Origin of the sequence: Mesorhizobium sp. M5C.F.Ca.IN.020.29.1.1 (assembly GCF_003997375.1) — a bacterium.
GTDB classification, from domain to species: Bacteria; Pseudomonadota; Alphaproteobacteria; order Rhizobiales; family Rhizobiaceae; genus Mesorhizobium; species Mesorhizobium wenxiniae.
On record NZ_RZSW01000165.1, the window covers coordinates 1 to 11,238 of the forward strand.

11 protein-coding genes are annotated in these 11,238 nt (G+C 62.7%); 6 read left to right on the plus strand and 5 right to left on the minus strand.

Translation table 11 applies throughout. The annotated features are described in order from the left end of the window. The 4 genes from EOA85_RS15225 to EOA85_RS15240 form a co-directional block, all read right to left on the minus strand. On the minus strand, nt 1–743 hold a 743-nt coding region (locus EOA85_RS15225), incomplete at its 3' end, for an extracellular solute-binding protein (RefSeq protein WP_127210055.1). Continuing rightward, nucleotides 728–1,606, minus strand: a complete 879-nt coding sequence (locus tag EOA85_RS15230) for an ABC transporter permease (RefSeq protein ID WP_127210057.1) — start codon at nt 1,604–1,606, stop codon at nt 728–730. The genes EOA85_RS15225 and EOA85_RS15230, both read right to left, overlap by 16 nt. Further along, nucleotides 1,603–2,490, minus strand: a complete 888-nt coding sequence (locus EOA85_RS15235; RefSeq protein WP_127210059.1) for an ABC transporter permease — start codon at nt 2,488–2,490, stop codon at nt 1,603–1,605. The genes EOA85_RS15230 and EOA85_RS15235 overlap by 4 nt, the downstream gene beginning before the upstream one ends. A gap of 82 nt (nt 2,491–2,572) precedes the next feature. Continuing rightward, the gene (locus tag EOA85_RS15240) at nt 2,573–3,853 is read right to left on the minus strand and encodes an FAD-dependent oxidoreductase (RefSeq protein WP_127210061.1); all 1,281 of its coding nucleotides are present in this window, start codon (nt 3,851–3,853) and stop codon (nt 2,573–2,575) included. A gap of 226 nt (nt 3,854–4,079) precedes the next feature. On the opposite strand from EOA85_RS15240, the gene EOA85_RS15245 reads away from it, so the two are divergent. From EOA85_RS15245 to EOA85_RS15265, 5 genes are all read left to right on the plus strand, one after another. Next, nucleotides 4,080–5,237 carry a fumarylacetoacetate hydrolase family protein gene (locus tag EOA85_RS15245; RefSeq protein ID WP_127210063.1) on the plus strand — a complete coding sequence of 386 codons (1,158 nt, stop codon included), beginning with the start codon at nt 4,080–4,082 and terminating at the stop codon, nt 5,235–5,237. A gap of 265 nt (nt 5,238–5,502) precedes the next feature. Beyond that, nucleotides 5,503–6,435, plus strand: coding sequence for a substrate-binding domain-containing protein (locus tag EOA85_RS15250; RefSeq protein WP_065010089.1), 933 nt, complete (start codon nt 5,503–5,505; stop codon nt 6,433–6,435). Between the two features lie 119 nt (nt 6,436–6,554). Further along, complete coding sequence (locus EOA85_RS15255; RefSeq protein ID WP_027152255.1) at nt 6,555–7,541, plus strand: ABC transporter permease; 987 nt, start codon at nt 6,555–6,557, stop codon at nt 7,539–7,541. 3 nt (nt 7,542–7,544) lie between these two features. Next, complete coding sequence (locus EOA85_RS15260; protein WP_127210065.1) at nt 7,545–8,339, plus strand: ATP-binding cassette domain-containing protein; 795 nt, start codon at nt 7,545–7,547, stop codon at nt 8,337–8,339. Between the two features lie 69 nt (nt 8,340–8,408). Beyond that, nucleotides 8,409–9,431, plus strand: a complete 1,023-nt coding sequence (locus EOA85_RS15265; protein WP_127210067.1) for a LacI family DNA-binding transcriptional regulator — start codon at nt 8,409–8,411, stop codon at nt 9,429–9,431. A 620-nt stretch (nt 9,432–10,051) separates the two neighbouring features. Here EOA85_RS15265 and EOA85_RS15270 read toward each other — a convergent pair. Further along, nucleotides 10,052–10,642, minus strand: coding sequence for a TetR/AcrR family transcriptional regulator (locus tag EOA85_RS15270; RefSeq protein ID WP_065010087.1), 591 nt, complete (start codon nt 10,640–10,642; stop codon nt 10,052–10,054). Nucleotides 10,643–10,899: 257 nt separating this feature from the next. Here EOA85_RS15270 and EOA85_RS15275 point away from each other — a divergent pair, with 257 nt between their 5' ends. Next, nucleotides 10,900–11,157, plus strand: a complete 258-nt coding sequence (locus EOA85_RS15275; protein WP_127210069.1) for a hypothetical protein — start codon at nt 10,900–10,902, stop codon at nt 11,155–11,157. The last annotated feature ends 81 nt before the right edge of the window (nt 11,158–11,238 follow it).

An 11,238-nucleotide genomic window follows, 5' to 3' on the forward strand; every position in this document is an offset into this window, starting at 1 on the left:
CCCTGCTTCTTGAGCGAGGTGGCCGACGCGTTCCAGGTCATGGCGGCGACAAGCTGGCCACTCGCCAGCGCCTGTTCGACCGAGGTCATGTCGGTGGTGTAGTTCGAGAGCAGCGGGCGCTGCTCGCGCAATTTTTCCGCGACCTTGTCCATCTGCTCTGGCGTCATGTCGAACGGATTGACGCCGGCGAGAAGCGCCGCCACCACCGGCGTGTCGTGGACGGCGTCGATCGTCGCCATGCGCCCGGCGTACTGCTTGTCCCACAAAAGGTTCCAGCTCGGTTCCGGGTTCTTCACCAGATCGGTGCGGTAGAGGATCGAGGTGTTGCCCCAGTCCCACGGCACCATCCAGACCTTGCCGTCGCCGGCCTGCAGGTCGGGCAGGTTCTTGAAGACCGGAAAGATCGAATCCCAGTTCTTGATGCGCTTGGTGTCGATCGGCTGCAGCAGGCCTTCCTTGTTCCAGCGCGCCACCTTGTCGTAGCACGGATGCGCGACATCAGGGCGGAAGCCGGCCTTGACCTTGGTGAAGGCGTCATCATCGTCGCCGAACATCGAGGCCTCGACGCCATCGGGGTGTGCGGCGAGGAAGCTCTTGTTGAACTCGGGCAGTTCGTAGCCCGACCAGGTGAAATATTGCAACTTGTCGGCCGCAAGCGCGACGGTCGACGAAAGCGCCAACGCGAAGGCTGCCAATCCGGCTTGGACTGTCTTGCGATTTATCGATTTCAGGTCGAATGCCATTGCAGTTCTCCTCTTTCGGTTTCTTCTGGTTTGGACAGGTCGGCGGGCACCGGCCGTTGGGCGGTGGCGAGCCCGCGATGGCGCAGGATTTCGGCAATTGCCGCGATGACGAATGACACGGCCAGGATGGCCGTGCCCAGCGCCATGACGGTCGGCAGCGACTTGGGGAATCGCAGCTGGCTCCAGATGTAAAGCGGCAGCGTCGGCTCGGTGCCGGCGAGGAAGAAGGCGACGATGAACTCGTCGAAGGAGGTCAGGAAGGCCAGCATGAACGCTGACACAATGGCGGGCAGGCTGAGCGGCAGCATGACCCGTCTGAATGTCGTCCAATCGGAAGCGCCGAGATCGAGCGCGGCCTCGCGGATCGTCTTCGGGATAGCAGCGAAGCGGCTTTTCATGATCACCACCGTCGTCGGCAGCGCCACCAACATGCGGCCGAGCACGATGGCAGTGCGTGACGGCCCGAAGCCAATGAGGTTGACCAGTATCAGCAGCGAGATGCCGACGATCACGCCGGGGATCAGGATCGGTAGTCGCGCGATGGCGCTGATCGTGGCGGCAAGCGGCGAGCGGCCGTACAGGTCCATATAGGACACTGTGATGCCGCAGAGCGTCGCGCCGGTGGCGGCAGTTGCACCGATGACGAGGCTGTTCCCAAGCGCGCCGGAGAGCGCCGAATTGCCGAACAGCGTCGCATACCATTCCAACGTGAAGCCTTGCAGCGGAAACGCCGCCTGGATCGAATTGTTGAAGGAAAACAGCGGGATCAGCAGTATCGGCAAGTACAGGAACACCAGATAGGCAAGGACATAGGCGCCCAGCCAACCGCCGCCCTGCTTTGCATCGATACGCGCCGTGTTCATGTCCGGCTGCCAAATCTGCGGTCGGCGGAACGCACCATCAGCACCACGGCAAGGATGACCAGCATGACGGCGACGGCGAGTGCGGCGCCGAACGGCCAGTCATTGGCCTTGCCGAACTGGGCCTGGATCAGCGAGCCGATCATGGTGCTGGCAGGGCCGCCGACCAGCGCCGGAGTGACGTAGTCGCCGACCGTCGGCACGAAGACGACGAGAGCAGCCGCCAGCACCCCCGGCATCGAATTCGGCAGCACGACGCGGCGGAAGCTGGTGAACGGTCTGGCGCCGAGGTCGGAAGCGGCTTCGAGCAGCGATTTCGGGATCGTGTCCAGCGCCACATAGATGGGCAGGATAGCGAACGGCGCATAGGCGTGAGCCAGCGTGACGACGACGGCGGCGGGCGTGTTGAGAAACGCCAGTGTCGGTTCGGACCAGATGCCGCTTTCGACGAGCGCCGAGTTCAGCACGCCATTATAGGCAAGCACGATCTTCCAGGCGAAGACGCGCAGGAGATAGCTGGTCCAGAACGGCAGCGTCACCAGAAACAACAGCAGCCCGCGCCGCCGTCCGGCGTGGAAGGCAAGGTAGTAGGCGACGGGATAGGCGGTGACGACCGTTGCCAGCGTTACCAGGCCGGCAATGGCCAACGAGCGCAGCGTTACCGTCCAGTACAGAGGATCGGACGCCACCGTGATGAAATTCGCAAAGGTGAAACCGGCGCCCAGCAGCGAACCGTCATTGCCGCGAAAGGCGAGGAAAAGTACGAGACCAAGCGCAAACAGGATCAGGAAGAAGGTGACCAGCCCGCCCGGCAGCAGCATGGCAAACCGGAAACCCGTCGAGGACCGGGCCTCCGGCAGTGGCTGCCTTGCAACGATGGTCGACATCGCATGACCATCGGAATGTGAAATCCCATAAATTTTATCATAGTTATGAAACTGTCAAGGAGATTCCTACGCCGGTATGGAATCAGCGCTCGAGTGCATCCAGCGTACGATACCAAGCGATCGTCGCGGCGACGCCGACCTGCCGAAAGACGTGGAACGGTATCGGCCGGATCGGCGAGACCGGGAACGGCAATTGCCTGGCGTCGCCACTCGCCAGATAGCCGGCAATGCGCTCGCCAAGCGCGGTCATCAGGCCGACGCCACGGCCCTGGCAGCCGACCACGGCCATCAGGCCCTGCTCGGGCTCGTGAATATGCGGGAGGTGATCCGGCGTCATCGCCACCCGGCCAAACCAGCGCTTTTCGATGCCGACGCCGGATAGCCCGGGATAGAGCCGGAGCAGCGCGCGCTCGAGATGCGCCCAGTCACCTTCGCTGGTCGGCTGCGCCATCCGGCCGCGCCCGCCAAGCACCAGCCGCCCGTCGGCACTCTTGCGGTAATAAACGAGGATGCGGCGCGAATCCGATACCGCCTGCCCCTCCGGCAGAATCCCGGCCGCCAGATCGGCCGGCAGCGGCGCTGTCGCGATCTGGAAGGAGCGCAGCGGAACGATCGTCTCGGCGAGACCGGGGAGCAGATCGCCGGTATAGGCGTTCGTCGCCAGAATGACCGTCTTCGCCTGCAATTCGGCGCCGCCCTCCGTCGAGATACGCCAAAGGCCGGCGTTCTTATCGAGGCGCACCACCTTCTGGTGCTCGGCGATCTTCACGCCCGCGGCCGAGGCGATTCGTGCCAGTTCCGACGTGTAGGCAAGCGGATCGATCACGCCGGCGCGGCGGTCGAGCCAGCCGCCGAGATAGCCCTGCGCGCCGGTCAACGCGGCGATCTCGGTCTGGCTCAGAAGCCGGACATCGGCGCCGCGGTTCCGCCACTGCCGGTCCCTGTTCACCGCCGCCTTCAGCGCCGTCTCGGTGTGCGCTGCCTGGATCCAGCCGTTGCGAACGAACGGCACCGCCAGTTTCTCGTCGCGGATCAATTCGAAGACGGCGTCCGCCGTCGAGGCGGCAAAATTGACGAGGATCTCGCCGCGTTCGGGGCCAAAATGCTCCAGCAGCCATTCCGGATCATATTTCAGGCCGGGGATCACCTGGCCGCCATTAAGGCCCGATGCGCCTTCGCCGACCTCGCCGGCTTCCAGCACCTGCACGGCAAAGCCGAACCGGGCTGCATGCAAGGCAGTCGACAAGCCCATGATGCCCCCGCCGATGATGACGACATCGACGGGTTTACCGCCGACAAGCGCCTGGGGTGCGGCGGCCGATTGCGGCTTCTGCCAGATCGGATCGGAAAACGGTGCGGGCAAGGATCACCTGGGGTGCAGTTCGTTGTGAAAATCCTAGTCACCATTTCATGATTTTGAAAGCTCGTTTCCGCTTCGCAATCGGGACACAAAACTCGCCTTGAGGACGGGATAGACCTTTGGCCGGAATTTGTTGAAAGTGCCGCCGCCGCTGGCCAAGCTCTTTGTGAACCATTGGTCCGGCAGCAACGACCGTCGCAGCAGAACCAGACAGCAGAGGACCGTAGCCATGACGAAGACCACTCTCCTGCCCAACGAGGGCCTCTTCATCGGCCGCGCCCGGACAAGCGGTAGGTCCCATCCGCTGGTGGTCACGGTGCGCGACGGCACGGTGTTCGACATCACGTTGAGCATGGCACCAACCGTGCGCGACGTCTGCGAGATGCCAGACCCGGCAGGGTACGTCCAAGCGGCCAGAGGCGAACCGATCGGATCACTTGATGCGATCGCCGCCAACAGTTTCCAGGCCGCGCGCGATTCGCAAAAACCGTACCTGCTTTCTCCGGTCGACCTGCAGGCGGTCAAGGCGTCGGGCGTCACCTTCGTCGTCAGCCTGCTCGAACGGGTCATCGAGGAGCAGGCGCGCGGCTCGGCGGAAAAAGCCGACGCCATTCGCGCCGACATTGCCGGGCTGATCGGTCACGATCTGTCGAAGCTCAAGCCCGGCTCGCCGGAGGCGATGGAGATCAAGGCAAAGCTCATCCAGCGAGGCGCCTGGTCGCAATATCTGGAGGTAGGCATCGGCCCTGATGCCGAAATCTTCACCAAATGCCAGCCGATGGCGTCGGTCGGCTTCGGCGCCGATGTCGGCCTGCATCCGGTTTCCACCTGGAACAATCCGGAGCCGGAGATCGCCATGATCGCCGCCAGCAGCGGCAAGATCGTCGGCGCGACGCTCGGCAACGACGTCAATCTGCGCGACGTCGAAGGGCGCTCGGCGTTGTTGCTCGGTAAGGCCAAGGACAACAACGCCTCGGCCGCGCTCGGCCCATTCATCCGCTTGTTCGACGCGACATTTTCCATCGATGACGTGAAGCAGGCCATCGTGCGTCTAAAGGTCGAGGGCGAAGACGGTTTCTCGCTGGAGGGCGCCAGTTCGATGGCCGAGATCAGCCGCTCGCCGGAAGAGCTGGTCGCCGCCGCCATGGGTCCGCATCACCAATACCCGGACGGGCTGGCGCTTTATCTCGGCACCATGTTCGTGCCGTCGAAGGATCGCGGCGAAAAGGGCAAGGGCTTCACGCACCAGGTCGGCGATATCGTCACCATCTCGTCCGAGAAATTCGGCGCCCTGATCAACCGGGTGCGGCTGTCGCCCGACTGTCCGCACTGGAGTTACGGCGCCAGCCATTTGATGCGCGATCTCGCCAGCGCCAACCTCATCTAGGTTCCCGCGCAGCCTGCGAGGTTAGATTTCTCGGCGCTCGAATTGAGGGGCCTCGCTCGGAAAATATCAGCCAAACTGATGCAATCTGATGGGACCGCTGATGGCGCCTTGTCGCGCGCCGACTACCACTGGCAAATGGAGGCTTGCCATATGTCGAAAAAGCGGATGCTCTGATGCATCCAGGTCGGCGCTGGCAGAAATACGATCAGGGTTTGTCGTGATCGTCGTCGGAGGTGGAGGAAGTTTTCAAATGGGAGGAAATCAAATGCTGACAAGGCTACGACTATTTGTATTCGGCTTGATCGTGGCGCTGGCCATTCCGGCGGCGGCACAGGCCAAGACCTTCTACTGGATTTCGCATGGCGGCCCGGCCGATCCGGTCTGGACCTACTTCCTCGCCGGCGCCAAGCAATGGGCGACGGACACCGGTAACACCGTCAACACCTCGTTCCACAATGGCGACGTGTCGTCCCAGCAGGAGGCGGTTCGCGCGGCCATCGCTGCAAAGGCCGACGGCATCACCACCACCAGCCCCGACCCGGGCAGCCTTATCGAGCTCGCTAGGGAAGCACGGGCGGCAAACATCCCGATCATCAACTTCAACACGCCCGATCCGAAGGCGGACTTCAACGCCTATGTTGGCGGCGACAACGTCACCTTCGGCAGGAACTGGGCGCAGTATCTGGTCGACAAGGGTCTGGTGAAAAAGGGCGATTTTGTCTGGATGCCGGTGGAAATCCCGGGCGCCACCTATGGCGTTCAGGAAGAAGAAGGCATCAAGAGCGTGTTCGAGCCGCTCGGCATCACCTATGAAATCACCGAAGCCACGCTCGACCAGGCCGAAGCGATCAACCGTATGGTCGACTACCTCACCGCTAACAGGACCAAGGTCAAGGCGATCATCGGCCTCGGCGATCTGGTGACCGGCTCGATCAAGCGGGTGTTCGACCAGGCCGGCATCAAGCCGGGCGAAATCCCGGTCGTCGGCTGGGGCAACTCGCTCGACACCACCCAGGAGGTGCTGACCGGCTACGTCAATGCCGCACAATGGCAGGATCCGCAGGCGACCAGCTATGTGGCGCTTTCGATCGCCAATATGGCCGCCAGCGGCATTCCGCCCGGCTTCGACGTGATCACCGGCGCACTGTACGAAAAGGACACGGCGCAGGTCTACGACGACATCCTGTCCGGAAAATAAAACCGCGATCGGGATGGTCGCGGCACGCCTGCCGCGGTCGTCCCCATCATTCCGCCGAGCCTCGAACCGCCTTACGCGGTGCCGGGCTTGGCCAGTCCCAACCATGTCGCGGGTCCAACGTGGAAAACAGTTCCATCATCCAACGCTCGATCGCCAGGCCGGAATTCGGGCCCTTCGTGCTGCTCGTCGTCGAGCTCGCCGTGTTCTGGGGGTTCAACCACGACTTCCTGTCGCCGCAGAACATCAGCAACATATTGGCCTTCACGGTCGAGCTTGGCCTGATTGCGCTGGCGATGACGCTGTTGATGACTTCGGGCGAATTCGACCTCTCGGTCGGATCGCTGTTCGGCTTCTCGCCAGTCTTGATGTGGACGCTCTTCAACAGCGGCCTCACCTCGCTGGAAGCTGGCTTCGTCGTGGCCCTGCTGGTTGCCGCCTTCATCGGGCTGGTCAATGGCTGGTTCGTGACGCAACTCAAGATTCCATCCTTCCTGGTGACGCTCGGCATGCTGCTGGTCGTGCGCGGCACCGCTCTGTTCGTCACCAGCGGATTTCCGCAACGCACCTGGAGCGCCGAAGGCAGCTGGCTTGCCGAGGCATTGGTCGGCGATTTCTTCATCGGGCCGTTCCGCATCTACATGTCGCTGTTCTGGTTCATCGCAGCAGCGATCGCACTCGGCTACGTGCTGACGCAGAGCCGGACCGGCAACTGGATCCAGGCGGCCGGCGGCAACCCCAATGCGGCAAGGGCGCGCGGCGTCAATGTCAGCGGCGTCAAGATCGGCCTGTTCATCCTGTCGTCGATCATGGCCTCGCTTGCCGGCGTCATCAGCTCGCTGCGCACCTCGGCGGCCAACCCGAACAGCGGCACCGGCTACGAGCTCGAAGTCATCGCCATGGTGGTGATCGGCGGCACGGCGCTGACCGGCGGACGCGGCACCATTATCGGTACCGTGCTCGGCATCCTGATCCTGCGCGTGATGCGCAACGGCATCGTGCTGATCGGCGTGCCAGGGCTTGCCTACAACATCTTCATCGGCGCGATCATCCTCGGCATGATGGCGCTCCACTCATGGCTGGAACGCCGACATCAGGCGGGGACTTGAACCATGGCCGAACCGCTTGTCCGCATGGAAAACATCCGCAAGTCCTACGGCCGTGTGCAGGCGCTGGTAGACGCCAATTTCCATGTCAATGAAAGGGAGATCGTCGGTCTGCTCGGCGACAATGGCGCCGGCAAGTCGACGCTGATCAAGGTGCTGTCGGGTGCGGTTCCGCTGACCAGCGGCGAGATCTTCATCCGCGGCAAGAAGGTGGACTTCCGCAGCACCAGCGACGCCATCGCCCACGGTATCGAGACGATCTACCAGGACTCGGCACTGGTCACGCAATTGTCGATCGCGCGCAATCTGTTTCTCGGGCGCGAGCCGATCAAGCCGCCGCGTTTCCTCAACCGCATGGACCAGGAAGCAATGAACGTGGTCGCCCGCGACCTGCTCAAGCAGGTCGGCATCTCGAAGAACATCCCGCCGACCACGCCGATCGGCTCGCTCTCCGGCGGTGAGCGGCAGGCCGTGGCGATCGCGCGCGCCATGCATTTCGACAGCGACTTGATCATCCTCGACGAGCCGACCAACAATCTCGGCGTCGCCGAGACGCAAGGTGTGCTGAGCTTCGTGCGCAGCGCCCGCGATTCGGGGCATTCCTGCATCTTCATCGCCCATAACATCCACCATGTCTTCCAGGTGGTCGACCGCATCGTCGTGATGCGCCGCGGCAAGGTGGTTGCCGACGATATCGATCCGAAGAACACCAACGTCGCGGAAGTCGAACGGATCATCACCGGCATGTCTGACAAGGAGATCCACGACGCCATCGTGCAGGGGAAGCAACCGCAGGGCTGAGTGGCCAGCTGGAAGCCGGGTTGGCCGTATCTCTGGCACAGGATCGCATCGGCTCCTATGACTGCGACAATGAAAGCCACCGTTGCCGACATCGCCAGAAGCTGCGGGCTGTCGACCGCGACGGTCGACCGGGTGCTGAACAACCGGCCAGGCGCCAGCGCGGCCAACCGGCAGCGCGTGATGGAGGCGGCCAAGCAGCTTGGCTATTTGCCGGTCGTGGATCAGGTCACGCTGCCCTCGCGGCCGGCGCATCTCGAGTTCTTCCTGCCGATCGGCACCAATGCCTTCATGATGGATCTGGCAAATCATATCGAGGATTATGCGGCACGCCTGCCGCTTGTCGCCTCCTGCCGGATCCACAAGCTCGCAGGCATCTCGCCGAACGCGTTGCAGGCGGCGGTCGAAAACCTCTCGCTCAAGGCAAACGGCGCCGGCGTCATCGCGATCGATCATCCGAGAACGCGCAACATCCTGCGCGAGATCGTCGAGGCCGGCATCCGCCTCGTCACGCTGGTGTCGGACGTTCCGGGCGCACCGCGAGCGGCCTATGTCGGCATCGACAACCGTGTGGCCGGGCGCACCGCAGCGCTTTTGATGGGACGTTTCGTAGGCGGGCGCACGGGCCATCTGGCGATGGTCGTCGGCTCACGCTCCTACCGCGGGCATGAGGAACGTGAAATGGGCTTTCGCTCCGTGCTCAGCGAGGAGTTCCCCAATTTGACCGTGACCAGCGCCGTCGAGATCAACGACGAGCCTGACATCAGCTACACCGCGACGATGAAGGCGCTGCACAACGAGCCGGAACTGCTCGGCATCTATTGCGTCGGCGCCGGGCGTTCGGGCGTGGCGAAAGCGCTGCTGGAAGCCAAGCCGCAAAGGAAGCCGGTGTTCATTTGCCACGACCTGACGAGGGCGACACGCGGCTATCTCGTCGACGATCTGCTCGATGTCGTCATCGACCAGAATGCACGACTAATCGCCGAGCAATCGGTCATTCGCCTGCTCGGATCGATCGCTTCCTCGGCGCCCTATCTGACGCGAAAATTCATCGAGCCGCGCCTGATCTTCAAGGAAAACGTTCCGGTCCAGTGATGCCGCGCAACGGCCACCGTCGGTTGCCCGAATGGCTAAAATTCGGTTGATACCGCAAATCTGCACATCTGCTATGCAGCTTTCGTTGTTGCCGAATCATTGGGCAACCGCTAGTTTCGCAGGTGTCGGCCATCTACTCCTCCCAGATGCGATGCCGACGCTGAGTGCGGTACACCTCCTCCCGTGCCGTATTCGAAATCAAGCCCGCTGCCACCTCCTCCCGGCAGCGGGTTTTTTTGTTCCGGCTCCGGATGTTGGGCAAAGGCTGAGGTCACGAAGATCACCGGACACCTTGATCGGCGTCGAACGACCAATACGGGCGATGGTCACCGGCTTGTTCGGGAGCCGTCACCAGGGGTGATGCCGCCGGCATATTCGCCAGCAAGGGTGTTGCAGCCGCGATCAGCGGATCCGTCGGAATCCCGTCACACTTGTCACTCTCACCAATTCGCTATCGGTTCTATCCTGCCTCTCCAACAAGCAGCAGGTAGCGCCGGGAATGGTTCGGCGACAGACCGGCAAAGGAGAAGCGCGATGACGGCTCGTCCGAACGGACAAAAGAGCATTCGGCGGCGCGGCTCGCAATGAACACGCTTCCGATCGTTTCGCCGCTTGCGAGACTATCTGGCCGCAGCGCCCCGGAAAGACGCGATCAGGCCTTCCGCCATGCGGACAAATTGCGCGCTGGGGCCTTCGGCTCCGACGCTTTGAAGGCTGACACGGGCGCCTTCAAGCAGCAGCGACAATGTATCGGCGAGAAGCTCTGCCTGGCCGATGCCGGCGTCCCGGCACAGGCCGACCAAACGGTCGCGCTGGGCCTGCTTGAGTTCCTTGATCACCCGACGGGCCGGATGGTCGGTCTCGCTCAACTCGATGGCGGCGTTCGCCATGTCGCAACCGCGGCCGTCCACCATCAGGCAATCGGCCGCCATCCGAACCCAGGCGTGCAGCTGCGCAAGCTTGTCGCCCGGATGCTCGGCCTCGAACTTTTGCCACATCGCGTTGGCGCTGCATGCGGTCGCCCGCAGGCACTCGATGACCAGATCGTCCTTGGACTCGAAATGACGGTAGAGCGTCATCTTGTTGGTACCGGCGGCCTCAGTGATCGCGTCGACACCGACGCCCTTGATGCCATGCTTGTGGAACATATCCCGTGCCGTCTCCAGGATGCGATCCCGGGGGCGGATTCGTTCCGCAGTGCCGTCTTCCATCAAAACCTCCTTGGTTTCCGGTTTTCCGGAAAATCCCTCGGCACACCTCTTGACTAGGGTGTTACCGGTCTGTAACTTCTAGATGTTACTTACTGGTAACACCCCCATTGCCTCGTGTCAATCTCGCAGGCGCCTGTGAACAGCCTCCGCCGAATCGGCCCAGGCATGAAACTGCGCACCCAGGCGACTTTGGCCGCGAACAGAAAGACCACCCGATCTGCGGCGTCCACCGCAGATGCAAGCCAGGAGCCGCTACGATGTCGCAGCGCAAGGATTTGACGATCGACGAAGTTGTGAAGGATCCGATGATCCGAATGCTGATGAAGGCCGACCGTGTCGACCCGCGCTCTTTCGAGACAATGCTGCGTACCCTTGCGGATACGCAAGGCCGCAGCCGCGAGGCGCCGCCTCGTTTCCTGGAAGACCCGGGGCAAAGCCGCAGCCGACGGCTGTCCAGAGTGGCCAAGGCCTTCGGCCAGGCGAGAGCATCGGGCGAGGCGTACGTGTCATGGTAAACTTCTTCATCCACCGACCGATCTTCGCATCGTCGATCGCCATCATCATGATGCTCGCCGGGGCGATCTGCTATTTCCTGC